The sequence below is a fragment of the Stutzerimonas kunmingensis genome (genome assembly GCF_032106285.1).
Lineage (GTDB): Bacteria > Pseudomonadota > Gammaproteobacteria > Pseudomonadales > Pseudomonadaceae > Stutzerimonas > Stutzerimonas kunmingensis_B.
Window position 1 is genome coordinate 109,127 of sequence record NZ_DAMCPO010000002.1, and the last position, 24,631, is coordinate 133,757.

The following is a 24,631-nucleotide window of genomic DNA, read 5'->3' on the forward strand; positions in this document are numbered from 1 at the left end:
CTAGAACGAAAACATATCGACTCGACGCAAGCATTTCGCCTGGTAGGGGGAGGCGAACACAAATGAAACGTAAGCCCGATATTCTGTGGATTTTGGTCTTTATCTTTGGTCTCGGCGTAGTCACCACGGGCTATACGCAGAGTCTGTGGGATCAGCACGATGGCGCGGCCGGCATGGCCCCGGTCATTCAGGTGCAGCAGGCTCAGCAGCGATGACCTCGTGCCGCATGGACGCGGCGTTCCATCACCCGGCGTACCAGCCCTGGTCCGTCACCGTAGCCTGAAGCGCTACATCCCAGCTCTCCAGCGGCAGTCGATCGACGCGCTGACATTCATGAGCCAGTCCCAACAATGTCGGTTTGTGACTTTTTTTGCGCATGGCGCGATACGCCAGGCTGCGATCATAGAAGCCGCCGCCCATGCCAAGCCGTCCGCCCTTTCCGTCGAAGCCCACCAGTGGCATGAGCAGCAGGTCCAGCGCCCAGACGCGGCGTTGCCGAGCGGTCCGGATCACGGGTTCCAGAATGCCGAAGCGGTTGCGGCGCAGCTGTTCGCCGGGCTCGATGCGCTGGAACACCATGCGCGTACGTGGCCAGGGGTTGAGTACCGGAAGATAGGTTGCCTTGCCGCGGCGCTGAGCCGCTTGCAGCAATAGGCGCGGATCGATTTCGCCATCATTGGGTAGGTACAGGGCGATATGCCGGGCGCGCCGAAACCGGGGATGCTGAGCCAGCTGCCGATAGAGACGGCGAGCGGCCAGGCGCTGCTGGGCGGGTGTCAGTTGGCGTCGAGCGTGGCGCAGCTTGCGGCGTAGCGCCGGGCGCGAAAGGCCTTCGGCTACGATCATAAGAAGTGGCTCCCCAGCATGCCGCTGCCAGCGTAGGCCCTTGAACCCGAGAGTTCAAGGTGGCGACTACAGAGTACCTTAAGGCTTTCCGTCAGGCGGACATGCACACCGGCACCACGTGTAGCCTCCATGGTGTTGCTTATCGGGAGAGGGTCATCGCCGACTGGCGAACATGCCAGGGAGTTGGGCGGAGTATAACGCAAACCGGCTGCCGTTGATCAGTTGCCGGAAGGGTTCGGGTCGGTGGCCAGTGCGCTGTCGACGCGCTCCAGCAACATGCGTACGTGCTCGCGCGCGCTGTTGGCTTCGGCATCCAGGCGATCATGCTTGTGTAGCAGTTCGTGGGTGATGTTCAGCGCGGCCATCACCGCAACGCGGTCGGCGCCGATGACTTTGCCGCTGCTGCGGATCTCGCGCATCTTGCGATCCAGATAGCGGGCCGCGCCTTCCAGATTGCTGCGTTCCTCTGGCGGACAGGCAATGCAATATTCCTTGTCCATGATGTGCACTGTGACGGTGTTCGGCTGGGTCATGAGTCCTGCTCCAGGGCTTTCAGGCGCGAAATCATTGATTCGACCTTCAAGCGGGCCATTTCGTTCTTTTCGATCAGATGAGCGCGCTCTTCACGCCAGTTCCGCTCGTTGGCCAGTAGCAGGTGGTTCTGCGCCTTGAGCTGTTCGATGCGCTGAATCAGCTGCTCCAGCTTGGTGGTCAGCGCTTTCAGATCGGCGTCTTCCATGGGATTCCTGTTGGGGCACTGAGTGAAGACGGAGGCGATGCCCGGGGGCTTCGATGGTCTTGCCGCGGCCGCCGGTGCTAGGATACGAAGCCTTCATTCTAGTCATTGCGCCATCGTGCGCCTAGCCGCCATGTCCATTCAGAATTCCCCATATGCCGCTTTCGCCACACTTCTGGCTGGCGCACCGCAAACTGTTTCTCCTGCCGAATTGCATGGCCTGTTGCTTGGGCGTAGCTGCGCCGGTGCCGGCTTCGATGTCGAACCCTGGCTGACCGATGCCTCGGACCTGCTTGGCGAAGCGCCGCAGGACAATATCCGTCAGGCCTTGATCGGCCTGCAGGAGATGGTCAAGGGTGAGCTCGCCGGCGACGACATCGCCGTCGTTCTGCTGCTGCCCAGCGATGATGCGCCGCTGGCCGAGCGCGCTGTCGCGCTGGGCCAGTGGTGCCAGGGCTTTCTCGCCGGCTTCGGTCTGACCGCTGGCGACCGCGCGCTGAGCGCCGAGGCCATGGAAGTACTGCAGGATCTCTCGGCCATCGCGCAGATTCAGGACTCGCTGGAAGAGTCCGAAGACGGCGAGACCGATTACATGGAAGTGATGGAGTACCTGCGCGTGGCGCCGTTGCTGCTGTTCACCGAGTGCGCCAAGCCGGTACCTGCTGCTCCGAAACCTTCCCTGCATTGAGGAAATCGTTCCGCTCATGACTCGCATCCCGAAATCGGAATACGCCCGTCGGCGCAAGGCGCTGATGGAGCAGATGGAACCCAACAGTATCGCCATCCTGCCGGCGGCGCCGATGTATATCCGCAACCGCGATGTCGAGCATGTCTACCGCCAGGACAGCGACTTTCAGTATCTGTCCGGCTTCCCCGAACCGGAGGCGGTGATCGCGCTGATTCCCGGGCGTGAGCATGGCGAATACGTGCTGTTCTGCCGCGAACGCGACCCCGAACGCGAGCTGTGGGATGGCCTGCGTGCCGGGCAGGACGGCGCGATAAGTGAATACGGTGCCGACGATGCCTTTCCCATCGGCGACATCGACGACATCCTCCCCGGGCTGATCGAAGGCCGCGACCGTGTCTACTACGCCATCGGCACCAACGAAGCCTTCGATCATCGGCTGATGGAGTGGATCAAGACCATTCGCGCCAAAGCGCGCCAGGGCGCGCAGCCGCCCAGCGAGTTCGTCGCGCTCGATCACTTGCTGCACGACATGCGTCTGTACAAGTCGAGTAACGAAGTGAAGGTGATGAAGCATGCCGCGGAGATTTCCGCCCGTGCGCACATCCGTGCCATGCAGGCCAGCCGCGCGGGCCTGTTCGAGTACCACCTGGAAGCCGAGCTGGATTACGAGTTCCGCAAGGGCGGGGCGAAGATGCCCGCTTACGGCAGCATCGTCGCCGCGGGTCGCAATGCATGCATCCTGCATTACCGCGAGAACGATGCGCCGCTGAAGGATGGCGACCTGGTGCTGATCGACGCCGGTTGCGAAATCGACTGCTACGCCAGCGACATTACCCGCACCTTTCCGGTCAACGGCCGCTTCTCGCCCGAGCAGAAGGCCATTTACGAACTGGTGCTCAAGGCTAACGAAGAGGCTTTCAAGCACATCGCACCCGGCAAGCACTGGAACGAGGCCCACGAGGCCACCGTACGGGTGATCACCGCCGGGCTGGTCGAGCTGGGCCTGCTGCAGGGCGAGGTCGACGAACTGATCCTAAGCGAGGCCTACAAACCCTTCTACATGCACCGCGCCGGGCACTGGCTGGGCATGGACGTGCATGACGTCGGCGACTACAAGATCGGCGGCGAGTGGCGCGTGCTCGAGCCGGGCATGTCGATGACCGTCGAGCCGGGCATCTATATCGCCGTGGACAATCAGAACGTCGCCAAGAAGTGGCGCGGCATCGGCGTGCGCATCGAGGATGACGTGGTGGTGACACGGACCGGCTGCGAAATCCTCACTGGTGGCGTGCCGAAGAGCGTCGCCGAGATCGAGGCGCTGATGGCCGCCGCTCGTGAGCAGGTCGCCTGACATGCAGAGCCTGGCGATCATCGGTGGCGGACTGGTCGGCGCCAGTCTCGCGCTGGCCTTGCAGGATGGTGCCCGGGCGCGCGGCTGGCGCATCCATCTGATCGAGCCGTTCGAGCCCGGCCACGAGTACCAGCCGAGCTATGACGCGCGCTCCACGGCGCTGTCCTACGGCACTCGGCTGATCTATCAGCGCCTGGGCCTATGGGAATACATCGCCGAGCGCGCCGAGCCGATTCTGCGCATTCATGTATCCGAGCGTGGCAGTTTCGGGGCGGCACGCCTCGATTGCACACGCGAAGGCGTCGAGGCGCTGGGTTACGTGGTCGAGAACGCCTGGATCGGGCATTGCCTGTGGCAGGCGCTGGATGATCAGGTGGTGATCCGTCACTGTCCGGCCGAGGTCGAGCGACTGGAGCCCGGCGCCACCGGTTACCGGTTGAGTTTTACCGATGGTCAGCAGCTGGAGTGCGACCTCACCGTGCTCGCAGATGGTGGCCGCTCCGGGCTGCGCGAGCAGCTTGGCATCCAGGTGTCGCGCCGGCCGTACGGCCAGACCGCGCTCATCGCCAACATCACGCCAGGCAAACCGCACGGCGGTCTGGCGTTCGAGCGCTTCACCGAAGACGGCCCGATGGCGCTGCTGCCGCTGCAGGATGATCGTTGTGCGCTGGTATGGACGCGCTCCCAGGCCGATGCCGCGCGCCTGGCGCAGGCGCACGAGGCGGTTTTCCTCGGCGAACTGCAGGAGGCCTTCGGTTATCGCCTGGGCGCGTTGCAGCAGGTCGGTGCCCGGCATCTGTATCCGCTGACGCTGATCGAGGCCGAAGAGCAGGTACGTTCGGGTCTGGTGGTGCTCGGCAACGCGGCGCACAGCCTGCACCCGATCGCCGGGCAGGGCTACAACCTGTCGCTGCGTGATGTGGAGGCGCTGAGCGTCGCTTTGCTGCGCAGCGACGCCGCGTTGGGTGACCTGGCGGCGCTGCAGGAGTACGCCCGCAGGCAGCGCTTCGATCAGCGCGTGACAGTCGGTTTCTCCGATCAGGTCACCCGGCTGTTCGGTGATTCCGGTCGGTTGGTCGCGGCCGGACGCAATCTCGGTCTGCTCGGGCTGGACCTCATGCCCGCCGCCAAGCGTTGGTTTGCGCGCCAGGCGATGGGCCTGGGCACTCGCGCTGGCTGAAAAGCGGCAACCAAAAGGACTCGGCATGAGCGGCTCCCGTTTGGCGCGCAAGGCGCGGTTTCTGCGCTGGGCCATGAATTTCTACCCGCCATACATCGGAGCCGGTGTTCGGGTGCGGCACATCAGCGCGGATATGCGCCTGGTTCAGGTCAAGATGGTGCTGCGCTGGTACAACCGCAATTATGTCGGTACGCAGTTCGGCGGCTCGCTGTATTCGATGGTCGACCCGTTCTTCGTGCTGATGCTGATGGAGAATCTCGGGCGCGACTACATCGTCTGGGACAAGGCGGCCAACATAGAATTCGTCAGCCCCGGGCGCGGCGCGGTCTACGCCGAATTCGCCATCAGCGACAGGCTGCTGGATGAGATCCGCGCGCACACGGCCGACGGCAGCAAGTACCTGCCCAGAATGCATGTCGAAGTGCGCGACGGCGAGGGCACGCTGGTGGCACGGGTGCAGAAGACCCTCTACATACGACTCAAGCCGCGGGCGCGGCAGCCAGGAGAGAAGTGATGCAAGCGGATCTGATCATCGTGGGTGCCGGCATGGTCGGCAGTACCCTGGCACTCGCCCTCGAAGGTTGCGGGCTGAAGATCGTCGTGCTCGATGCGAGCCCGCTCGAGGTCGTCGACTTCGACCCGCAGGGCGGCTTCGAACCGCGGGTCAGTGCGCTGTCCGCAGCCAGCCAGCGCATCCTGCAGCGGGTCGGTGCCTGGCCGGGCATCGCCGCGCGCCGCGCGAGCCCCTACACCGACATGCACGTATGGGACGGCTCGGGCACCGGGCAGATTCATTTTTCCGCCGAGACCGTACATGCCGAAGTGCTCGGGCATATCGTCGAAAACCGTGTGGTGCAGGATGCGCTGCTGGACGCGATGCAGCGCCGCGGCGGACTGCAGCTGATCGGCGACGCGCGCGTCGAGCAGCTGGCGCGCACCCCTGACGGTTGGCAGCTGACGCTGGTCGACGGCCGCGAGTTGCGTACGCCCCTGCTGATTGCGGCGGATGGCGCCAACTCGGCGATTCGCCGCCTGGCTGGTTGCGAAACCCGCGAATGGGATTATCTGCATCAGGCCATCGTCACCAGCGTGCGTTGCAGCGAGCTGCACCAGCGTACGGCCTGGCAGCGCTTCACCGATGACGGCCCCCTGGCGTTTCTGCCGCTCGAGCGCGATGGCGACCGGCACTGGTGCTCGATTGTCTGGTCGGTTACTGAAGCTGAAGCCAGGCGGCTCATGGCGCTGGATGACGCGGCATTCCGAACGGCGCTTGGTCGAGCCTTTGAGGTGCGCTTGGGCGAAGTGCTCGAAGTCGATCCGCGGCTGTGCATCCCGCTGCGCCAACGCCATGCCAAACGCTATGTGCAGCCGGGCCTGGCGTTGATCGGCGATGCCGCACACACCATTCATCCGTTGGCGGGGCAGGGCGTGAATCTTGGTCTGCTGGATGCCGCCGTGATGGCGGAAGTGCTCAAGGCGGCGATTGCCCGCGGTGAGCGGGTGGCCGATGTGCAGGTGCTGAGCCGCTTCGAGCGTCGGCGCATGCCGCACAACTTGGCGATGATGGCAGCCATGGAAGGCTTCGAACGGCTGTTCCAGGCTGATCCACTGCCGCTGCGCTGGCTGCGCAATACCGGTCTCAAGGCCGTACAGGCGCTACCGGAGGCGAAGGCGCTGTTCGTTCGTCAGGCGCTCGGATTGAGCGGCGATCTGCCGGAACTGGCCAAGCCCTGATGTCAGATTGATATTTACAAAACATTACCTGCACGATTTGTCGCATTGAGAAGGTAAATAACATTCACTACTATTCAGCCTCTGTTCCAACTCACCAAGAGGCTGTTCCATGCAGGCAAGCAAAGGTTTACTCGCCGCCCTGGCGCTGACGGCGCTGTCGGGTGCCGTTCAGGCTGCCGACGAAGTAGTGGTCTACTCCTCGCGTATCGATGAGCTGATCAAGCCGGTGTTCGACGCCTACACCGAGAAGACCGGTGTAGCGATCAAGTTCATCACTGACAAGGAAGCCCCGCTGATGGCCCGCATCAAGGCCGAAGGCGCGAACACCCCGGCGGACCTTCTGCTCACCGTCGATGGCGGCAACCTCTGGCAAGCCGAGGAAATGGGCATCCTGCAGCCGCTGAACTCTCAGGTGGTCAAGGACAACATCCCGGCCCAGTATCGTTCCTCCAATGACGCCTGGACCGGCCTGTCGCTGCGCGCACGGACCATCGTCTACTCGCCGGAGCGGGTCAAGGACGGCGAGCTGAGCACTTACGAGGCGCTGGCCGACGAGCGTTGGGACGGCCGCCTGTGCCTGCGCACCAGCAAGAAGGTGTACAACCAGTCGCTGACTGCGACCATGATCGAGACTCACGGCGCCGAGAAGACCGAAGAGATCATCAAGGGCTGGGTCGGCAATCTCGCCACCGACGTCTTCGCCGACGACACGGCGCTGGTGCAGGCCGTCGACGCCGGGCAATGCGATGCCGGCATCGTCAACACGTACTACTTCGGTCGTCTGCACGCGCAGAACCCGCAGCTCAAGGCCAAGCTGTTCTGGCCGAACCAGGAAAACCGCGGCGTGCACGTCAACCTGTCGGGCATCGGCCTGACCAAGCACGCACCGAACGCGGACGCCGCGCGCAAGCTGGTGGAGTGGATGACCAGCGAAGAGGCGCAGAGCATCTTCGCCGACATCAACATGGAGTACCCGGCCAACCCGAGCGTGAAGCCGTCTGCCGAAGTGGCGGCATGGGGCGAGTTCAAGGCCGACACCATTCCGGTGGAAGTGGCCGGCAAGCGCCAGGCCGAAGCCATCAAGCTGATGGACCGCGCCGGCTGGAACTGATCAGCCCTCCGCGCTTGCAGCGGTGACGTGCAGCTCCGGCCGCCACGTTCACCGCTGCGGTTATACTCGGCGCCCCGGCCTGGTCCGGGGCGTCGTCTTTTTTGCTGTCGAGGCTTGAGTGTCCCATCCCGTCGAGCGCCGCTGGTATCCCATCACGTTTGCTGTCGCAGCCCTGGTGTTGCTGCCACTGAGCATCCTGCTGTTCAGCTGGAGCAGTATCGATACCGAGATCTGGTCGCACCTGTGGGACACGCAGATGCCGCGTCTGCTGGGCAATACCCTGACGCTGGTTCTCGGCGTGGGCATCGGCGTGGTGGTGCTCGGCGTCAGCCTCGCCTGGCTGACGGCATTGTGCGAATTTCCCGGACGCCGCTGGCTGGATTGGGCGCTGATGCTGCCGTTCGCGATTCCTGCCTATGTGTTGGCGTTCGTCTTCATCGGGCTGCTCGATTTTGCCGGTCCGGTGCAAACCCTGGCACGCGAGTGGTTCGGTAGCGGCATTCGCTTTCCGCGAGTGCGCTCCACGGGCGGTGTGATCACGGTGCTGGTGCTGGTGTTCTACCCCTATGTCTATCTGCTGGCGCGCTCGGCCTTTCTCGCTCAGGGCAAGGGACTGATGGAAGCGGCGCGGGTGCTCGGCCAGTCGCCCTGGCAGGCTTTCTGGCGCGTGGCGCTGCCGATGGCGCGACCGGCGATCGGTGCCGGTCTGGCCCTGGCAATGATGGAAACCCTGGCTGACTTCGGTGCGGTGTCGGTGTTCAACTTCGATACCTTCACCACTGCGATCTACAAGACCTGGTACGGCTTCTTCAGTCTGACCAGCGCCACCCAGCTGGCCAGCCTGTTGTTGCTGGCGGTGATGCTGGTGCTCTACGGCGAGCGCCGGGCGCGCGGTGCTGCGCGACCGGCCAATGAGCGAGCGCGCTCCGCGGCGCTGTATCGGCTGACCGGTGTGAAGGCGTTCGCGGCCAGCGCCTGGTGCGGCCTGGTATTTCTCTGCGCGTTCATCATCCCGCTGTTGCAGCTGCTGGCCTGGCTCTGGCAGCGCGGTCGATTCGATCTCGACGAGCGTTACGCCGGGATGATCCTGCACACGCTCTATCTCGGTGCTATCGCCGCACTGATCACTGTGAGCGTGGCGCTGCTGCTGGCCTTCGCCCGACGTCAGGCGCCGGTGCGCTCGATCCGCAGCGCGGTGAGCCTGGCCAATCTCGGCTATGCCTTGCCGGGTTCGGTGCTGGCGGTTTCGATCATGCTGGCGTTCAGTTACCTCGACCGGCACCTGGTCATTCCGCTGTCGAGCTGGTTGGGCGCAGGCGGCAAGCCGATCCTGCTCGGCAGCCTCGGCGCGTTGCTGCTGGCCTATCTGATCCGCTTCATGGCGGTTGCCTTCGGCCCGCTGGAAAACGCCCTGGCGCGGATTCGCCCCTCGCTGCCGCAGGCATCACGCAGCCTGGGTGTCGGTGGCCCGGCGCTGTTCTTCCGGGTCTATCTGCCGTTGCTGCTGCCGGGCACGCTGAGCGCGGCACTGCTGGTATTCGTCGACGTGCTCAAGGAAATGCCGGCGACCTTGCTGATGCGGCCATTCGGCTGGGACACCCTGGCCGTGCGCATCTTCGAAATGACCAGTGAAGGCGAATGGGCCCGCGCGTCGCTCCCGGCTCTGACCCTGGTGCTGGTCGGACTGCTGCCGGTGGTGCTGCTGATTCGCCGTTCGGCGCGGCGCCCTGGCTAGTCACGCAGCTCTGGCGGCAGGGTGCTGAGCGACGCAGCCGCGCTACTGCGAGCTGCGAATCGACCTCCAGTCTCCTGCCACCTGATCTGCCGTGACCTGCTGCCACCTTGGGGCTACAATGCGCGCCATTCGAAAGTCGCCGACCCCCGCAGGGCCCGGCTTTACTGACTTTTCCAATGCCGATTCGGCGACCTGCCCGGAAGGAGAAACCCATGGGTCAGCGTACTCCCCTCTACGATCAGCACCTTGCGCTCGGTGCCAAGATGGTCGACTTCGGTGGCTGGGACATGCCACTGCATTACGGCTCCCAAGTAGAAGAACATCATCAGGTTCGTCGTGACTGCGGGGTGTTCGACGTCTCGCACATGACAGTGGTTAATGTCTCCGGCGAGCAGGCCCGCGACTATCTGCAGCGCTTGCTGGCCAACGACGTGGTACGCCTGAAAAGCACCGGTCGGGCGCTTTACACCGCGATGCTCAACGAGCGCGGCGGGGTGATCGATGACCTCATCGTCTACCTGACCGACTGGGGTTATCGCCTGGTGGTCAATGCCAGCACCCGCGACAAGGATCTGGCCTGGATGCAGGCCCAGGCGGCCGGCTTCGCCGTCGAGGTCAGAGAGCGCCCCGAGCTTGCCATGCTGGCCATCCAGGGGCCGCATGCCCGCGCGCGTACGTCCGAGCTGGTGAGCCAGGCCCGGGCCGGGCTGATTCACGATCTCAAGCCGTTCCAGGGCATGGCCGATGGCGACTGGTTCATCGGGCGTACCGGCTATACCGGTGAAGATGGCCTGGAAATCATCCTGCCCGCGGAGCAGGCGCCGGACTTCCTCAGCGAGCTGGTCGGCGCCGGCATCCCGCCGATCGGCCTCGGTGCGCGCGACACCCTGCGTCTGGAGGCAGGCCTCAACCTGTACGGCCAGGACATGACTGAAGACGTATCGCCACTGGCTGCCAACATGGGCTGGACCGTGGCCTGGGAGCCGGCCGAGCGCGACTTTGTCGGCCGTGCCGCCCTGGAGCAGCAGCGCGCCCAAGGCGACCTGCCCAAGCTGGTCGGCCTGGTGCTGGAGGAGCGCGGCGTACTGCGTGCTCATCAGGTGGTGCGGGTGAATGGCGTCGGCGACGGCGAGATCACCAGCGGCAGTTTTTCTCCTACGCTTGGCAAGTCCATCGCCCTGGCCCGCGTGCCGTCCGGGACCGCCGAGCGCGCGGAAGTGGAGATTCGTGGCAAGTGGTATCCGGTGCGGGTCGTGCAGCCGACATTCGTGCGCCACGGCAAGGTACTGGTGTAAATTCGACCGACTGTTTTGCGCGACTGCTGTCAACAGCCTTGAGGACCCAACAATGAGCAATATCCCCAGCGATCTGCGTTACGCCGCCAGCCACGAGTGGGCCCGTCTCGAAGCGGACGGCAGCATCACCGTCGGTATCTCCGATCACGCCCAGGAAGCGCTGGGGGATGTGGTCTACGTCGAGCTGCCCGAGGTCGGGCGCCAGCTCAATGCCGGCCAGGAAGCCGGTGTGGTCGAATCGGTGAAAGCCGCGTCCGACATCTATGCGCCGGTGGCCGGCGAGGTGATCGCGGTCAACGAGGCGCTTGCCGATTCGCCGGAGCTGGTCAACAGCGACCCTTACGGCAGCTGGTTCTTCCGCCTGCAGCCGAGCGATACGTCGGAGCTGGACAAGCTGCTCGACGCGGCCGGTTACCAGGCTGCCTGCGACGCCGACGCCTAAGCATCATCCGCAAAAGCCCCGCTCTGTCGGGGCTTTTGTTTTTCCGAGAGTAGCGACCATGCCGTATATGCCGAGCCTTTCCCAACTCCAGCAACCCGATGCCTTCCTGCGCCGTCACCTCGGCCCGGATCAGGGCGAGCAGCAGGCCATGCTCGACGCCCTGGGCCTGAGCAGCCGCGAACAGCTGATCGAGCAGACCGTGCCGCCGGCGATCCGCCTGCAGGCCGAGCTGAACCTGCCGCCGGCGCTGGACGAGCAGGCCGCGCTGGCCAAGCTGCGTGGTTATGCGGAGCAGAATCAGCTCTGGACCAGCCTGATCGGCATGGGCTATCACGGCACCATCACCCCGCCGGTGATCCTGCGCAACGTGCTGGAGAACCCAGGCTGGTATACCGCGTACACCCCCTATCAGCCGGAAATCGCCCAGGGCCGCCTGGAAGCGCTGCTGAACTATCAGCAGATGATCATCGACCTCACCGGTCTCGATCTGGCCAACGCTTCGCTGCTGGATGAAGGCACCGCAGCGGCGGAGGCCATGACCCTGGCTCGGCGCATGGCCAAGAGCAAGAGCAACCGCTTCTTCGTCGAGGAGAACTGCCATCCGCAGACGCTCTCCGTGGTGCAGACCCGCGCCGAGGCGTTCGGTTTCGAGCTGGTGGTCGGCACGCTGGACGAGCTGGCCGGACAGGAAGTGTTCGGCGCGCTGTTGCAGTACCCGGATACCCATGGCGAGATTCGCGACCTGCGTCCGGCCATTGAGCAGCTGCATGCGCAGCAGGCGCTGGCCTGCGTCGCCGCCGATCTGCTCAGCCTTCTGCTGCTGACCCCGCCGGGCGAGCTGGGCGCCGACGTGGTGCTCGGCTCGACCCAGCGCTTCGGCGTGCCGATGGGCTACGGCGGCCCGCACGCGGCCTATTTCGCCAGCCGTGACGAGTTCAAGCGCGGCATGCCAGGGCGCATCATCGGCGTGTCCAAGGACGCCCGCGGCAACACCGCGCTGCGCATGGCGCTGCAGACCCGCGAGCAGCACATCCGCCGCGAGAAGGCCAACTCCAACATCTGCACCGCCCAGGTGCTGCTGGCCAACATCGCCGGCTTCTACGCCGTTTACCACGGCCCGCAGGGCCTCAAGCGCATCGCCCAGCGCGTCCACCGGCTGACCGCCATCCTCGCCGCAGGCCTCGAGCAGAAGGGCATCGTGCGGGTCAACCAGCATTTCTTCGACACCCTGACCCTTGAGGTCGGTGGCGCGCAGACCGCGGTCATCGAAAGCGCCGAAGCGGCGCAGATCAACCTGCGCATCCTTGGCCGCGGCCGGCTGGGCGTCAGCCTCGACGAGACCTGCGACGAGCGTACCGTCGAGCAGCTGTTGGCGATATTCCTGGGTGCCGATCACGGCCTCGACATCGCGGCGCTGGATGCCAGCGAGCTGGCAAGCGGCATTCCCGAAGCACTGCAGCGCGAGAGCGGCTATCTGGAGCATCCGGTATTCAACACGCACCATAGCGAAACCGAGATGCTGCGCTACCTCAAACAGCTGGAGAACAAAGACCTGGCGCTGAACCAGGCGATGATTCCGCTCGGCTCCTGCACCATGAAGCTCAATGCCACCAGCGAGATGACTCCGATCACCTGGGCCGAATTCGCTAATGTGCATCCGTTCGTTCCGCGCGGTCAGGCGCTGGGCTACAAGCTGATGATCGAGGAGCTGGAAGCCTGGCTCTGCGCGATCACCGGTTTCGACGCTATCAGCATGCAGCCCAACTCCGGTGCGCAGGGCGAGTACGCCGGCCTGGTCGCGATCCGCAAATACCACGAGAGCCGTGGCGAAGGGCAGCGCGACATCTGCCTGATTCCGTCCTCGGCCCATGGCACCAACCCCGCCTCGGCGCAGATGGTCAGCATGCGTGTGGTCATCGTCGAGTGCGACAAGGGCGGCAACGTCGATCTGGAAGACCTCAAGCGCAAGGCCGCCGAAGCCGGTGACCGGCTGTCCTGTTTGATGATCACCTATCCGTCGACCCATGGCGTCTACGAAGAAAACGTGCACGAGATCTGCGCGGCGATCCACGACCAGGGCGGCCAGGTCTACATGGACGGCGCCAACCTCAACGCCCAGGTCGGCCTGGCGCGGCCGGCGGACATCGGCGCCGACGTCTCGCACATGAACCTGCACAAGACCTTTTGCATCCCCCATGGCGGCGGCGGCCCAGGCATGGGGCCGATCGGCGTGAAGGCGCACCTGGCGCCATTCGTGGCCAATCACCCAGTGGTCGAACTGGAAGGCCCACAGCCGGGCAACGGCGCGGTCAGCGCGGCGCCCTGGGGCAGCGCGAGCATCCTGCCGATCAGCTGGATGTACATCGTCATGATGGGCCCGCAGCTGCGCGACGCCACGGAAGTCGCGATTCTCGGCGCCAACTACCTGGCCAATCGCCTGGGCGACGCCTTCCCAGTGCTCTACGCCGGGCGCAACGGCCGCGTCGCCCACGAGTGCATCCTCGACCTGCGCCCGCTCAAGGCCGAGACCGGAATCAGCGAGGAAGACGTCGCCAAGCGCCTGATGGACTACGGCTTCCACGCGCCGACCATGTCCTTCCCGGTGCCCGGCACGTTGATGATCGAACCCACCGAGAGCGAGTCGAAAGCCGAGCTGGATCGCTTCGTCGAAGCGATGCTGAGCATCCGCGCGGAGATCGCCAAGGTCCAGGGTGGTGAGTGGCCGGCGGACAACAATCCGCTGGTGCGCGCGCCGCATACGCTGGCTGACGTGATCGGTGAGTGGGACCGGCCGTACAGCATCGCCGAAGCGGTAACGCCGAGCGCCCACTCCCGTGCCCACAAGTACTGGCCGGCGGTGAACCGGGTGGACAACGTCTACGGCGATCGCAACCTGTTCTGCGCCTGCGTGCCGGTGGATGCCTATCGCGACTGAGTTGCGCTGAGGGCCGGTTGGGCGTCGATTCTCGGCGGCTTTCCGGCTTCTGCGAGGTGATTGGTGGGGCGAAATTCGGGTGATTTCAGTGATTGGTGCCGGACTTCGTAGGGTGGATGTCGCTTTTTACATCCACCGGAGCTCCGGCCCAGGGCTGCAGGAATCGGCAACGCCTGACTCACTCTATGCCTCAGGCTCGTGCTCGTCTTCGGCTGCCTCGTCCAGCATTCCCAGCCAGTTCGCCAGCACCAGCTGCGCTTCCTCGACCCCCTGCCGCTTCGGTGCCGAGAACAGCTGGACGCTGACATCGGCGCCCCAGCCTTTGTGAATGTCGCGCTGGATGGCCAGCAACGCGTTCTTCGCGGCGCCGAAGGCCAGCTTGTCGGACTTGGTCAACAGGATGTGCAAAGGCATCTGGCTGGCGCTCGCCCAGTCCAGCATCATGCGGTCGAACTCGGTCAGCGGATGGCGGATATCCATCATCAGGAACACGCCGGCCAGGCTCTCGCGGCTGCCCAGGTAGGCTTCCAGGTGGCGCTGCCAGTGCTGCTTGAGCGGGATCGGCACCTTGGCGTAGCCGTAGCCGGGCAGGTCGACCAGTCGGCGTTCGTCATCGAGGCGGAAGAAGTTGAGCAGCTGGGTGCGGCCCGGGGTCTTCGAAGTGCGCGCCAGGTTGGCATGGGTCAGGGTGTTCAGCGCGCTCGACTTGCCTGCGTTGGAACGGCCGGCAAAGGCTACTTCCAGACCCTCGTCGGCCGGGCACTGATCGACCTTGGCGGCGCTGATCATGAAGGTGGCCTGTTGGCAAAGGCCGAGAATCGGGTTTTTCGGTAGCATGGTCGTTCCGGTGAGTGCACGCGGGTGCGGCAATGGTTCGTTTCCGTTTCAGAAACGGGAGTATATAATGCCGCAGTTTTTATGTGCGCTTTGGCCTGATATCGGGCCACGTGTGGTGTTCAGCCTGATCCGGACGCCGGTGCGGCGGTAGTTACCACCGCAATGCGGATGCCCAGCGTGCCACTATAACGAGCGTCGCCCCGGTTCGATGGCCGTGCGCGACCCGATGAATTCCTTTCAAACCCTTAGCCGTAGTTGGATTAGCTGATGAACAAAGTACTCGTGAGTCTGCTGTTGACCCTTGGCATCACCGGTATGGCCCACGCGGCTGGAGACGCCGAAGCTGGTCAGGGCAAAGTTGCAGTGTGTGGTGCGTGCCACGGTGTCGATGGCAACAGCCCGGCGCCGAATTTCCCGAAACTGGCTGGCCAGGGTGAGCGTTACCTGCTCAAGCAACTGCAGGACATCAAGGCTGGCAGCACACCGGGTGCCCCGGAAGGCGTAGGTCGCAAGGTGTTGGAAATGACCGGCATGCTGGACCCGCTGAGTGATCAGGATCTGGAAGACATCGCCGCCTACTTCTCAAGCCAGAAGGGCAGTGTTGGTTACGCCGATCCGGCTCTGGCAAAGCAGGGCGAGAAACTGTTCCGTGGTGGCAAGCTCGATCAGGGCATGCCGGCGTGCACCGGTTGCCACGCACCCAACGGCGTCGGTAACGACCTGGCTGGCTTCCCCAAGCTGGGTGGGCAGCACGCGGCGTACACCGCCAAGCAGCTGACCGACTTCCGCGAAGGCAATCGCACCAACGACGGCGACACCATGATCATGCGTGGCGTCGCCGCCAAGCTGAGCAACAAGGACATCGAAGCGCTGTCCAGCTACATCCAGGGCCTGCACTGATAACAGCGGCAGGTTGAACAGAAGGGCGTCGGGGCCGTTGGCTCCGGCGCCCTTTTGCGTTTTCACGCCGGGCTACACAATCTTCGTCACGGCTTTACACGCGCGGATGAAAAACGCTGGCGAGTCCTGACGTTTTGCTGCAGCCTGTTGCGCCATCGGTCCGTCGTAAACAGGAGTATTTCATGCGCAATTTCCTACTCACTGCCGTTTTTGCCGCTGCGAGCCTGTTCGGTGTCGCAGCCCAGGCAGCGGAGTTTCAGGCCGGCAAGGAATATGTCGAGCTGAGCAGCCCGGTCCCCGTTGCCGACCCGAGCAAGATCGAGGTGGTCGAGCTGTTCTGGTATGGCTGTCCGCACTGCTATCAGTTCGAACCGGTGATCAAGCCCTGGGCCGAACAGCTGCCGGATGACGTCCAGTTCAAGCGTATTCCGGCCATGTTCGGTGGCATCTGGAATGCGCATGGACAGCTGTTCATCGCCCTGGAATCCATGGGTGTCGAGCCGAAGGTGCATGACGCGGTGTTTGCCGCCTATCACCAGGAGCGCAAGAAGCTCGCCACTCCCGAGGAAATGGCTGACTTCCTCGCCGGTCAGGGCATCGACAAGCAGGCGTTTCTCAAGGCCTACAACTCCTTTGGTGTACGTGGCCGGGTTGAGCAGGCGAAGAAGCTCGGCATGGCTTATCAGATCACCGGCGTACCGGTGATGATCGTCAACGGCAAGTATCGCTTCGACCTCGGCTCGTCTGGCGGCCCGGAGCGTACGCTGCAGGTGGCGGACTTCCTCATCGAAAAAGAACGCGCAGCGCGGTAACCCGCGATGCTGCGCCGTTGGAGCGCTCCGCGCCTTGCCGGCCCAGGCAAGGCGCGCGTCAACTCGCAGTGCCTGGCCAGTAGCGGGCTGCCCGCCGATGGGCGGCTAAGGCTGCTTAGCTTCAACATCCAGGTTGGCATCAGCACCGAGCGCTACCACCACTACCTGACGCGCAGCTGGCAGCATTTGCTGCCGCATCCCGGTCGCGCCAGCAACCTGCAGCGCATCGGCGAAGTACTGGGTAACTATGATTTGGTCGCCCTGCAGGAAGCCGACGGTGGCAGCCTGCGCTCCGGTTACGTCAATCAGGTCGAGCACCTCGCCCATCTGGGCGCCTTTCCCTACTGGTATCAGCAGCTCAATCGCAATCTCGGGCGTTTCGCCCAGCACAGCAACGGCGTCCTCAGCCGGCTCGAACCACAAGGCCTGGAAGATCACCCGCTGCCTGGCCCTTCGGGGCGCGGGGCGATTCTGTTGCGTTTCGGCGAGGGACCGGACGCGCTGGTGGTGGTGATGATGCACCTGGCCTTGGGAGGCGGGGCGCGGACGCGCCAGCTGGCCTATATCCGCGAGCTGATTGGCGGCTATCGGCATCAGGTGTTGATGGGCGACATGAATACCCACGCCAATGATCTGCTGGAAAATTCGCCGCTGCGTGATCTCGGCCTGCTCGCGCCGCAGATCGAAGCGACCTTCCCGAGCTGGCGACCGCAACGCTGTCTGGACCATATCCTGCTAAGCCCGAGCCTGACGCTGGAACGCGTCGATGTGCTGGCGCTGCCGATCTCCGACCATCTGCCGGTGGCAGTGGAGATCCGTTTGCCGGACTCGCTTCAGGCCGATTCCCTGCCGGTACAGGTACAAGAAACGAAATGAGCGAAGAAGTCGAACGCTGGAAGGAAAAGTATCTTCAGCTCGCCGAGCGGCAGGAGCAGCTCGAAGCGCGCTGGGAGCAGCGCGTCGATCTGCTGCGGCGCAGCCTGGTGCGTAGCAGCCTGGCGGTGGAGGGTGCCGATCCCGCGGTCGAGCGCTGCCTGCACGAAATGCGAGAGATCCTCCGCGACGGCGATCTGGATGAGGGGCTCAGCCAGCTGGTGCCGCGCCTGGAGAAGGCTGTGCTGGAATCCGAACGCCACCGCCAGGAGCGGGCCGTTCGCCTGACCGAGGCTTTGCATCGGCTGGTCTCCCAGCTACTGGGCATGTCGGTGCCGGCGGAGCTGCGCAAGCCGCTCAAGCGATTTGCCAAGGAGCTGGACCAGCGTGCCGCCAGGCTGCGTGAGCTGCCGGTGCTGCTCGGCGAGCTGAGTGACCTGCAGGGCCAGGTGCTGGATCTGCAGGGGCTGGCGGCGCCGCAGCAGAGCGGTTTTCTGAAGCGCCTGTTTGGCGGGCGGGACACGCCGCTGGCGCCGCCTGCAGCCGAGCGGGGTGAGGAAACCCCGCCGCCCGCCGCAGTCAATGAGGTCGACGCTGGCCCGGTAGTAGTGGAAGCGCTAGGGCTGCCCAAGCCTGCCGTTCAGGCTGCCCCGCTGCTCGAGGACATGCCGCTTGCCGAGGTACCGGCCGACGAAGAAGCTATCGCGGAAACCGAGGCGGAGCAGAACGCTGCTGCGTATGCCCTGCCGGATTCGCCGGAGCCCGCGTTCAGCGTCGTCGCGGACCGCGTGGAGGCGACCCTCGGCAGCCTGCTGGACAGCCTTCATCTGCCGGAACAGCACCAGCCGCAACTGCAGACCCTGCGGGCGCGCATCCAGCACGGCTTGAACTGGTATGAACTGGTGCCGGTGCTGGACGATCTCGCGATGCTGATGATCGCCTTTAGCGACCAGGGTCAGCGAGATTTCGAAAACTACCTGCAGACGCTCAACGAGCGCCTGACTGCGATGCAGGAAAATCTCCTCGCCGCGCACCAGGGGCATAACGAAGGACGCGACGCCGCTCAGGCGCTGGATGCGGAGTTGCGTGAACAGGTTGGCGGGTTGCAGGACAGCATGCGCCAAGCCAAGGATCTGACCAGCCTGAAGCAGGTGGTCGAGGCGCGCCTGGATGGCCTGCTGACCACGGTGGACACCTACCGGCAACAGCGTAGCGAGCAGGAACAGAAGCTCGGTGAGCGCCTGCAGCAGTTGGTCAGCCGGGTCGGCAGCCTCGAACAGGCAGCACGCGGCCTGCGCGGGCACCTGGAGGAGCAGCGTCAGAAAGCGCTGCAGGATCCGCTGACCGGCCTGCCCAACCGGGCGGCATGGAACGAGCGCCTGGAGCTCGAGTTCGCCCGCTGGCAACGTTACGGCGGCGACCTGCTGCTGGCCGTGCTGGACGTCGATCACTTCAAGCGGGTCAACGATGGCTACGGTCACCTGGCTGGTGATCGGGTGCTGAAGATCATTGGCACCGAGCTGCACAAGCGTTTGCGCAAGACCGATTTCATCGCCCGCTTCGGTGGCGAGGAGTTCGTCGTGCTGCTGCCTAACACGCCCTATGAGGCAGGGCTGCAGCTGATGGAGTCGCTGCGTGAGTCGATCGGCAGCTGTCCGTTCCATTTCAAGGGCGAGCGCGTTGCCATCACGCTCTCGGCCGGCCTGACCGCGTTCAGCGAAGGTGACAGCACCGAGCGTGCCTTCGAGCGTGCCGACAGCGCGCTCTACCGGGCCAAGGATTCGGGGCGCAATCGCGTCGAGGCGGCCTGACCGGCTGCCCTGGCCCGGTCCCGATCGCCCGGTATAATCACGCCCCTCACCGCACCGACATGAGCGGAGCCCCGCGCAGCGGGCTGCTGCTCATCTGCGTCATTTCGCCGTCGACACAGAGGTCGTCCCGATGAAAACCATCCCCGCCGTCCTGATGCTCCTGCTGCTGGCCGGTTGCGCCAGTGGTCCGCGCATCGATACCAGCTACAGCTCGACCGGCCACGACAGCCGCGCCCAGTTCATCATCCTGCATTACACCTCGACCGACCTGCCCCGTTCGCTGCAGCTGCTTAGCGGCCGCGACGTCAGCAGCCACTACCTGATCGCCGAATCGCCGGCGACCATCTACCGCCTGGTGGATGAAAACCGCCGCGCCTGGCATGCCGGCGAGAGTGAGTGGAACGGGCGCACCTGGCTCAACGCCACATCGATCGGCATCGAGCTGGTCAACCGCGGCTACGTGGAAAGCGCCGACGGGCGCCGGCTCTGGTATCCGTACTCCGAGGAGCAGATCGACGCGCTGGTGGTGCTGCTCAAGGACATCATGGCGCGTCACGACCTCAAGCCGGGCGCCATCATCGGCCACAGCGACATCGCCCCGCAGCGCAAGGTCGATCCGGGGCCGCTGTTCCCCTGGAAACGCCTGGCCGAGGAGGGGCTGCTGCCCTGGCCCGACGCCGATGCGGTGGCGGCCGAGCGGATGCGCTATGCATCGGCCGGGCTGCCGACGATCGCCTGGTTCCAGGATGCATTGGCGGCGCAGGGTTACCGGGTGCCGCGCCACGGCCATCTGGACGACGAGACGCGTAACGTGATCGCTGCGTTCCAGATGAAATACCGCCCGGCTCGCTTCGACGGCGAACCCGATGCCGAGACCGCCGCGATGCTGCAGGTGCTCGGTAACCAGGCGGGGCGCTGACTCAGTAGCGGGTGGTGCCGATCAGTCTCGAGTCGGCCAGCGCGGCGCTACGGTGCTCGGCTGCAGCCTGATAGTCGCTGTCGCCGATCATCGCCAGGAAGGCTTCCTTGGATGGATAGCTGACCAGCAGTATGTCGTCCCACTGCTCGTCCGGCGGGGCGATCAGCGCGGCATGGGCCTTGGTCCTGACTTCCACCGCGCCACCGCTGGCCTGCACCTTGGCCAGTGCCACGCGGCTGTAGCGGGCGTAGGCCTCGCGACCACTGCACGGACTGTGCTGACTACCTGACGGATAGGTCGCCTGGTCGTTATAGCGCAGCAGGTTGAGCATCAGGATCGGCACGCCCGAAGGCATCGTCGCAGCGAAGTCGGCGAGCTGTTCGGGGCTGGGGTTCAGGCTCGGCATGTGGCCTCCTCGATGGCGCTGTCAGATCGGCAGCGCAACGTAGAAGATGGTGCCGTGGCCGATCCGTGAATGCACGCCAATACGCCCACCATGCAACTGAGCGATTTCCTTGCATAAGGCAAGGCCCAGTCCGGCACCGCCACGGCGGCGACCGATCTGCACGAACGGCTCGAAGATGCGCGCCTGCTGGCTGTAGGGAATGCCTTCGCCGTTGTCCTCGACGCTGAGGATCATCCGCTCGCCGTGGTGCCGCGCCAGCAGCCGAACCTCGCCGCCCTTGGGCGTGTGGCGCAGGGCATTGCTCAGCAGGTTGTCCATCACCCGCTCGATCTGCTGGCGGTCGAGCATCAGCGTCGGCAGCGGCTGCTGCAACTCCAGCTTGAGCTGAACCTCCTGTTCGGCAGCGTTGACCTCGAAGCGTTGACGCGCGGCCTCGAGCAGCTCGGGGATGTGGCACTGCTCCAGCTCCAGCTTCTGCTGGCCACTCTGATAGCGCGAGAAGTTGAGCAGGTCATTGATCAGCCGGACCAGTCGCTGCATTTCCTCGTGTACGGTGTCGAACAGGTCCGACTCGCGGCTGCCGGCCGGGTAGCGCAGGCGTTCGCGCAGCAGGCTGAAGGCCATCTGCATGCCGGTGACCGGCGTGCGCAGCTCATGGGAGGCCCGCAGCACGAACTCGTTGCGCACTCGTTCGAAGGTGCGCTGATCGGTGACGTCGTGCAGCACCATGACCGCACCGCTGATGCTGCCGTCGTGGTGGCTCACCGGGCTGATGCGCCAGGCCAGCAGGCGGCGTTCGCCGTCCGCCTCAATGATCAGGTCTTCGGGTGGGTCGGACAGTGGTTTGTCGTCCAGCACCTGCCGCGCTGCATTGTCCAGGTCCGGGTAGCCGAGCGCTTCGCCGAGGGTCGAGCCGAGGTGCTCGTTCTCCCAGGCCAGCTGCCGCTGGGCGACCGGGTTGGCGTGCTCCAGTCGACCGTCGCGGTCGACGATCAGCAGGCCGTCGTCGATGCTATCGAGCAGTGCCTGCAGACGCTGCTGGCCGTTGACCAGCGCCTCCACGTTGGTCTGCTTGAACTCGTGCAGCGCCTGAGCCATCAGGCCGAAGCGGCGGCTCAGCGAGGACAGCTCCGCGATGTGCGGCGTCGGCAGGGAAATGTTGAAGTCGCCGCGGCCGATCTGGTCGGCGGCGGCGGACAGCCGTTCGATCGGTTCGCCGAAGCGGCGGGCGAAGCTGTGCGCGGTGATGAAGCCGATCAGCAGTACCGCGATCGCCGTCAGGCCCAGCAGCCCGGCGAGCAGCGACGCCCGGTCACGGCTGCGCAGCTCGGTATCGCGGATCTTGTCGTACGCCGTGCGCTGCATGTCGGTCATCAGGCTGCGCACCTGATTGAAGGCCTGGCTGAGCGGATTGTCCTCCAGCAACGTCAGGTTCTGGTTGCTGGCGGAATCGACTTGCTGCAGGAAGCTGGCGTAGGCGCTGGCGACGGCCTGGAATGCCTGCCGATCGGCCTCGTCGCTGGCTTCGGCGATGCCGCGTTCGAGCGTCTGCTGAAACGATTGGCTCAGCGGTTCCAGCGCTTCACTGCGACCGCTGTCGGTGAGCATCACGATCAGGTGGTTGCCCAGCGTCTGACGCAGCTGCTGGTTGATCTCGATGATGGCGAAGTTGTTGCGGATCAGCTGTTCCTGGCTCTTGGCCATCTGCATGACGCTGACCAGCGCCAGCAGCAGGCCCAGCAGCGCAACCGTCATCAGCGCGGAGAAGCCGAGAAACAGGCGGGTCCGCAGCTTCATCTGGAGTTTCATAGGCCGTACTGCTTGCGTTTTCGGTAGAGAGTCGAGGCGTCGATACCCAGGATGCGCGCGGCCTGATCCAGAGTATCGCTGGTGCTCAACACGCCGGCGATATGCGCTTTCTCCAGCGCCTCCAGGCTGAGCGGCTCACCGATGCGTGGCGCGTTGCTGCCTACCTGTTCGCCCAGCCCGAGGTGGCTGACCTCGATCATCTGCTGCGGGCAAATGATGCTCGCCCGTTCCACCACGTTGCGCAGTTCACGCACGTTGCCCGGCCAGCGGTAGGTCTTCAGTGCGGCAACCGCTGCATCGCTGAAACCGCGCGCAGGGCGGCCATAGTTCTTCACGAACGAGGCAAGGAAGCGTTCGGCCAGGGTCAGCACGTCCTCGGGACGCTCGCGCATGGGCGGCAGGTTGAGGGTGATGACATTGAGGCGATACAGCAGGTCCTCGCGGAACTTGCCCTCGCGCACCATTTCTTCGAGGTTCAGGTTGGTCGCCGCGAGGATGCGCACATCGGCGCGGCGGGTGACCGGGTCGCCGACCCGCTCGTACTCCTTGTCCTGGATGAAGCGCAGCAGCTTGGGTTGCAGCGCCAGCGGGAAGTCACCGATCTCGTCGAGGAACAGCGTGCCGCCGTCGGCCTGGTTGACCCGGCCCAGCGTGCTCTCCGTCGCGCCGGTGAAGGCGCCGCGGTTGTGCCCGAACAGCTCGCTTTCCATCAGGTCGGCGGACAGCGACGGGCAGTTGATGGTGACGAAGGCCTTCTTCGAGCGCCGGCTCCAGGTGTGGATGGCACGCGCCAGTTCGCCCTTGCCGGTACCCGATTCGCCAAGGATGAGAATGTTGGCGTCGGTGTCTGCCACCTGCCGCGCGGTTTCCAGCACGGCCATCATCGCCGGGCTGTGCGAGCCGAGGGCGTCGCTGCGTTGCTTCATCTCGCCTTCCAGCGCTTCCAGTCGGGCCGCCATCTGGCGGACTTCCAGCTGCTTGGCGGCGGACAGGCGAAGCTGTTCCGGGCTGCATGGCTTGAGCAGGTAATCCGCGGCGCCGGCCTGCATGGCGTCCACGGCGGTGTCCACGGCCGAATGGGCGGTGACGATCACCACGCGCATCCAGGGCGCGAGCAGGCGCATCTGCTGCAGCACGTCCAGGCCATTGTCTTCGCCAAGTCTCAGGTCGAGGAAGCACAGGTCGAACACCTGACGCTGCAGAATGGCCTCGGCCTGTGCCGCACTGGCCGCTGTCATGACCGTGTAGCCGCGGTCCTCCAGGCAGTAACGGAAGGTGCGCAGGATCGCCGCTTCGTCATCCACCAGGAGGATGCGTCCGCCGTTGTCCGTCGTTTGGTCCATGGATGCTCCCCATCAAAAGGCGAATCGGTCGCTGAAAAATGCTTCGGATTATGGTGTGTCGGGCACCTGGCGGCGCCGTTGCGTTGCTGGCGAGACCTTAGTCTATGAAAAGTCTTGCAAGTTGCACGGTATTGGCAAGGCTTTCCTGCATGCTGCACTCCGACGCCTTCAGTGGCGTCGCCCAAGTGGCTGATTTGGTTACCGCTGGCGCTTGCGCCAGCCTGGCATGCGGCTTGCGACCCTGATGAAAGGGGCGTCACTTCCCGCCGAGCGGGCGTGTGGCGTATCTGTCGCAATCCATGCAGGAGGTGTCATGAATCAGTCCATGAATCAGCTCAATGAGCTTATCGAGATCACCCGCGACGGGCAGCGTTTCTACCAGCATGCTGCCGACGAAGTAAAGGACGTCGAGCTGCAGCACCTGTTTCGCGACCTGGCCCAAGCCAAGACGCAGATCATCCAGGCGCTTAGCGTAAAGGTTGCGACCAGCCATGAGCACCCGTCGCAGGGTGGGACGCTGACCGGCCGGATGCGCGAACTCTATGCCAACACGCGATCACGCATCGGCGACCACGACAGGGCCTATGTCGACCAGCTGGAGCAGACCGAAGCCAACATACTGCATGCCTTCGAGAATGCCGTCGGCGATGCCGAGCCGGATGTCAGGGCATTGCTCGCCATCGAGCTGCCCAAGCTGCGTACCTGCCATGAGCGCATGCGGCAGCTCAAGGAGGCCAGGCATTGAGCGTTCGTGCAAAACGCCCGGCATTGCCGGGGTGCTCATGCAAATTGAGTTGCCAAGGCGCCGAACATAATCTCTAACGTATTGATTTATAAGGTTTTTAAATTGTAATGCGGGCTGGCACGG

At 64.5% G+C, this 24,631-nt stretch carries 24 protein-coding genes and 1 other RNA gene; 17 read left to right on the plus strand and 8 right to left on the minus strand.

The genetic code is table 11. The features are described 5' to 3' along the window. Nucleotides 1–62 precede the first annotated feature (62 nt). Nucleotides 63–215 (plus strand): hypothetical protein, encoded by a 153-nt coding sequence (locus RT582_RS02240; RefSeq protein WP_014818647.1) that lies wholly within the window; start codon nucleotides 63–65, stop codon nucleotides 213–215. 28 nt (nucleotides 216–243) lie between these two features. On the opposite strand, the gene RT582_RS02245 is transcribed toward RT582_RS02240, so the two are convergent. The 4 genes from RT582_RS02245 to RT582_RS02260 form a co-directional block, all read right to left on the minus strand. Further along, complete coding sequence (locus tag RT582_RS02245) at nucleotides 244–846, minus strand: 5-formyltetrahydrofolate cyclo-ligase (protein WP_023444013.1); 603 nt, start codon at nucleotides 844–846, stop codon at nucleotides 244–246. Nucleotides 847–852: 6 nt separating this feature from the next. Continuing rightward, nucleotides 853–1,031, minus strand: a non-coding RNA gene (gene ssrS / locus RT582_RS02250) — 6S RNA. A gap of 33 nt (nucleotides 1,032–1,064) precedes the next feature. After that, entirely contained in the window at nucleotides 1,065–1,379 is a 315-nt protein-coding gene (locus RT582_RS02255; RefSeq protein WP_003303305.1) for a cell division protein ZapA, read from the minus strand. After that, entirely contained in the window at nucleotides 1,376–1,585 is a 210-nt protein-coding gene (locus RT582_RS02260; protein ID WP_003303302.1) for a TIGR02449 family protein, read from the minus strand. Before RT582_RS02260 ends, RT582_RS02255 begins: the two co-directional genes overlap by 4 nt. Before the next feature lie 130 nt (nucleotides 1,586–1,715). Here RT582_RS02260 and RT582_RS02265 point away from each other — a divergent pair, with 130 nt between their 5' ends. From RT582_RS02265 to gcvP, 10 genes are all read left to right on the plus strand, one after another. Beyond that, a complete protein-coding gene (locus RT582_RS02265; protein ID WP_014818649.1) occupies nucleotides 1,716–2,270 on the plus strand; it encodes a YecA/YgfB family protein in 555 nt (184 codons plus the stop codon). Between the two features lie 16 nt (nucleotides 2,271–2,286). After that, the gene (gene pepP, locus RT582_RS02270) at nucleotides 2,287–3,621 is read left to right on the plus strand and encodes a Xaa-Pro aminopeptidase (RefSeq protein ID WP_313476397.1); all 1,335 of its coding nucleotides are present in this window, start codon (nucleotides 2,287–2,289) and stop codon (nucleotides 3,619–3,621) included. Between the two features lies 1 nt (nucleotide 3,622). Then, complete coding sequence (ubiH, locus tag RT582_RS02275; RefSeq protein WP_313476533.1) at nucleotides 3,623–4,801, plus strand: 2-octaprenyl-6-methoxyphenyl hydroxylase; 1,179 nt, start codon at nucleotides 3,623–3,625, stop codon at nucleotides 4,799–4,801. Between the two features lie 25 nt (nucleotides 4,802–4,826). Beyond that, nucleotides 4,827–5,315, plus strand: coding sequence for a DUF4442 domain-containing protein (locus RT582_RS02280; RefSeq protein ID WP_014818652.1), 489 nt, complete (start codon nucleotides 4,827–4,829; stop codon nucleotides 5,313–5,315). Then, nucleotides 5,315–6,535 carry a 2-octaprenyl-3-methyl-6-methoxy-1,4-benzoquinol hydroxylase gene (locus tag RT582_RS02285; protein ID WP_313476399.1) on the plus strand — a complete coding sequence of 407 codons (1,221 nt, stop codon included), beginning with the start codon at nucleotides 5,315–5,317 and terminating at the stop codon, nucleotides 6,533–6,535. The genes RT582_RS02280 and RT582_RS02285 overlap by 1 nt, the downstream gene beginning before the upstream one ends. 109 nt (nucleotides 6,536–6,644) lie before the next feature. After that, entirely contained in the window at nucleotides 6,645–7,646 is a 1,002-nt protein-coding gene (locus RT582_RS02290; RefSeq protein WP_313476402.1) for an extracellular solute-binding protein, read from the plus strand. 118 nt (nucleotides 7,647–7,764) lie between these two features. Further along, nucleotides 7,765–9,381 carry an ABC transporter permease gene (locus RT582_RS02295; protein ID WP_014818655.1) on the plus strand — a complete coding sequence of 539 codons (1,617 nt, stop codon included), beginning with the start codon at nucleotides 7,765–7,767 and terminating at the stop codon, nucleotides 9,379–9,381. Between the two features lie 212 nt (nucleotides 9,382–9,593). Then, on the plus strand, nucleotides 9,594–10,676 hold the full coding sequence (gene gcvT, locus RT582_RS02300; protein WP_313476404.1) for a glycine cleavage system aminomethyltransferase GcvT: 1,083 nt from the start codon (nucleotides 9,594–9,596) through the stop codon (nucleotides 10,674–10,676). A gap of 52 nt (nucleotides 10,677–10,728) precedes the next feature. Beyond that, nucleotides 10,729–11,118, plus strand: coding sequence for a glycine cleavage system protein GcvH (gene gcvH, locus RT582_RS02305; protein ID WP_003303288.1), 390 nt, complete (start codon nucleotides 10,729–10,731; stop codon nucleotides 11,116–11,118). A 58-nt stretch (nucleotides 11,119–11,176) separates the two neighbouring features. Further along, complete coding sequence (gene gcvP, locus RT582_RS02310; protein ID WP_313476406.1) at nucleotides 11,177–14,053, plus strand: aminomethyl-transferring glycine dehydrogenase; 2,877 nt, start codon at nucleotides 11,177–11,179, stop codon at nucleotides 14,051–14,053. Between the two features lie 183 nt (nucleotides 14,054–14,236). On the opposite strand, the gene yihA is transcribed toward gcvP, so the two are convergent. Continuing rightward, on the minus strand, nucleotides 14,237–14,890 hold the full coding sequence (gene yihA, locus RT582_RS02315) for a ribosome biogenesis GTP-binding protein YihA/YsxC (RefSeq protein ID WP_014818659.1): 654 nt from the start codon (nucleotides 14,888–14,890) through the stop codon (nucleotides 14,237–14,239). Nucleotides 14,891–15,157: 267 nt separating this feature from the next. Between yihA and RT582_RS02320 the strand changes: the two genes are divergently transcribed. The 5 genes from RT582_RS02320 (at nucleotide 15,158) to RT582_RS02340 (ending at nucleotide 20,205) form a co-directional block, all read left to right on the plus strand. Further along, the gene (locus RT582_RS02320; protein ID WP_014818660.1) at nucleotides 15,158–15,790 is read left to right on the plus strand and encodes a c-type cytochrome; all 633 of its coding nucleotides are present in this window, start codon (nucleotides 15,158–15,160) and stop codon (nucleotides 15,788–15,790) included. Nucleotides 15,791–15,972: 182 nt separating this feature from the next. Continuing rightward, nucleotides 15,973–16,602, plus strand: coding sequence for a thiol:disulfide interchange protein DsbA/DsbL (locus tag RT582_RS02325; protein ID WP_014818661.1), 630 nt, complete (start codon nucleotides 15,973–15,975; stop codon nucleotides 16,600–16,602). 6 nt (nucleotides 16,603–16,608) lie between these two features. After that, nucleotides 16,609–17,478, plus strand: coding sequence for an endonuclease/exonuclease/phosphatase family protein (locus RT582_RS02330; protein WP_041015059.1), 870 nt, complete (start codon nucleotides 16,609–16,611; stop codon nucleotides 17,476–17,478). After that, nucleotides 17,475–19,286 (plus strand): GGDEF domain-containing protein, encoded by a 1,812-nt coding sequence (locus tag RT582_RS02335; RefSeq protein WP_312145252.1) that lies wholly within the window; start codon nucleotides 17,475–17,477, stop codon nucleotides 19,284–19,286. The genes RT582_RS02330 and RT582_RS02335 overlap by 4 nt, the downstream gene beginning before the upstream one ends. A gap of 130 nt (nucleotides 19,287–19,416) precedes the next feature. Beyond that, on the plus strand, nucleotides 19,417–20,205 hold the full coding sequence (locus RT582_RS02340) for an N-acetylmuramoyl-L-alanine amidase (RefSeq protein WP_014818664.1): 789 nt from the start codon (nucleotides 19,417–19,419) through the stop codon (nucleotides 20,203–20,205). A gap of 1 nt (nucleotide 20,206) precedes the next feature. Here RT582_RS02340 and RT582_RS02345 read toward each other — a convergent pair whose 3' ends face one another. From RT582_RS02345 to algB, 3 genes are read right to left on the minus strand one after another with little or no spacing between them, the layout of a single operon-like run. Further along, a complete protein-coding gene (locus RT582_RS02345; protein WP_014818665.1) occupies nucleotides 20,207–20,611 on the minus strand; it encodes a DUF1330 domain-containing protein in 405 nt (134 codons plus the stop codon). Between the two features lie 21 nt (nucleotides 20,612–20,632). Next, on the minus strand, nucleotides 20,633–22,420 hold the full coding sequence (locus RT582_RS02350; protein ID WP_041015063.1) for a KinB sensor domain-containing domain: 1,788 nt from the start codon (nucleotides 22,418–22,420) through the stop codon (nucleotides 20,633–20,635). Beyond that, nucleotides 22,417–23,763, minus strand: coding sequence for a sigma-54-dependent response regulator transcription factor AlgB (gene algB, locus RT582_RS02355; protein ID WP_014818667.1), 1,347 nt, complete (start codon nucleotides 23,761–23,763; stop codon nucleotides 22,417–22,419). Before algB ends, RT582_RS02350 begins: the two co-directional genes overlap by 4 nt. A 313-nt stretch (nucleotides 23,764–24,076) precedes the next feature. Between algB and RT582_RS02360 the strand changes: the two genes are divergently transcribed. After that, entirely contained in the window at nucleotides 24,077–24,508 is a 432-nt protein-coding gene (locus tag RT582_RS02360; protein WP_046617461.1) for a PA2169 family four-helix-bundle protein, read from the plus strand. Nucleotides 24,509–24,631 lie beyond the last annotated feature (123 nt).

Excerpts from the sequence above, each read along its gene's own strand:
- ubiH (WP_313476533.1), top strand. The coding sequence starts at position 3,623 with ATGCAGAGCCTGGCGATCATCGGTGGCGGACTGGTCGGCGCCAGTCTC.
- RT582_RS02335 (WP_312145252.1), top strand. The coding sequence starts at position 17,475 with ATGAGCGAAGAAGTCGAACGCTGGAAGGAAAAGTATCTTCAGCTCGCC.
- pepP (WP_313476397.1), top strand. The coding sequence starts at position 2,287 with ATGACTCGCATCCCGAAATCGGAATACGCCCGTCGGCGCAAGGCGCTG.
- RT582_RS02340 (WP_014818664.1), top strand. The coding sequence starts at position 19,417 with ATGAAAACCATCCCCGCCGTCCTGATGCTCCTGCTGCTGGCCGGTTGC.
- yihA (WP_014818659.1), bottom strand. The coding sequence starts at position 14,890 with ATGCTACCGAAAAACCCGATTCTCGGCCTTTGCCAACAGGCCACCTTC.
- RT582_RS02345 (WP_014818665.1), bottom strand. The coding sequence starts at position 20,611 with ATGCCGAGCCTGAACCCCAGCCCCGAACAGCTCGCCGACTTCGCTGCG.
- RT582_RS02290 (WP_313476402.1), top strand. The coding sequence starts at position 6,645 with ATGCAGGCAAGCAAAGGTTTACTCGCCGCCCTGGCGCTGACGGCGCTG.
- RT582_RS02240 (WP_014818647.1), top strand. The coding sequence starts at position 63 with ATGAAACGTAAGCCCGATATTCTGTGGATTTTGGTCTTTATCTTTGGT.
- gcvP (WP_313476406.1), top strand. The coding sequence starts at position 11,177 with ATGCCGTATATGCCGAGCCTTTCCCAACTCCAGCAACCCGATGCCTTC.
- RT582_RS02325 (WP_014818661.1), top strand. The coding sequence starts at position 15,973 with ATGCGCAATTTCCTACTCACTGCCGTTTTTGCCGCTGCGAGCCTGTTC.
- RT582_RS02265 (WP_014818649.1), top strand. The coding sequence starts at position 1,716 with ATGTCCATTCAGAATTCCCCATATGCCGCTTTCGCCACACTTCTGGCT.
- RT582_RS02245 (WP_023444013.1), bottom strand. The coding sequence starts at position 846 with ATGATCGTAGCCGAAGGCCTTTCGCGCCCGGCGCTACGCCGCAAGCTG.
- RT582_RS02350 (WP_041015063.1), bottom strand. The coding sequence starts at position 22,420 with ATGAAACTCCAGATGAAGCTGCGGACCCGCCTGTTTCTCGGCTTCTCC.
- gcvT (WP_313476404.1), top strand. The coding sequence starts at position 9,594 with ATGGGTCAGCGTACTCCCCTCTACGATCAGCACCTTGCGCTCGGTGCC.
- RT582_RS02285 (WP_313476399.1), top strand. The coding sequence starts at position 5,315 with ATGCAAGCGGATCTGATCATCGTGGGTGCCGGCATGGTCGGCAGTACC.
- algB (WP_014818667.1), bottom strand. The coding sequence starts at position 23,763 with ATGGACCAAACGACGGACAACGGCGGACGCATCCTCCTGGTGGATGAC.
- RT582_RS02360 (WP_046617461.1), top strand. The coding sequence starts at position 24,077 with ATGAATCAGTCCATGAATCAGCTCAATGAGCTTATCGAGATCACCCGC.
- RT582_RS02280 (WP_014818652.1), top strand. The coding sequence starts at position 4,827 with ATGAGCGGCTCCCGTTTGGCGCGCAAGGCGCGGTTTCTGCGCTGGGCC.
- gcvH (WP_003303288.1), top strand. The coding sequence starts at position 10,729 with ATGAGCAATATCCCCAGCGATCTGCGTTACGCCGCCAGCCACGAGTGG.
- RT582_RS02255 (WP_003303305.1), bottom strand. The coding sequence starts at position 1,379 with ATGACCCAGCCGAACACCGTCACAGTGCACATCATGGACAAGGAATAT.
- RT582_RS02320 (WP_014818660.1), top strand. The coding sequence starts at position 15,158 with ATGAACAAAGTACTCGTGAGTCTGCTGTTGACCCTTGGCATCACCGGT.
- RT582_RS02260 (WP_003303302.1), bottom strand. The coding sequence starts at position 1,585 with ATGGAAGACGCCGATCTGAAAGCGCTGACCACCAAGCTGGAGCAGCTG.
- RT582_RS02330 (WP_041015059.1), top strand. The coding sequence starts at position 16,609 with ATGCTGCGCCGTTGGAGCGCTCCGCGCCTTGCCGGCCCAGGCAAGGCG.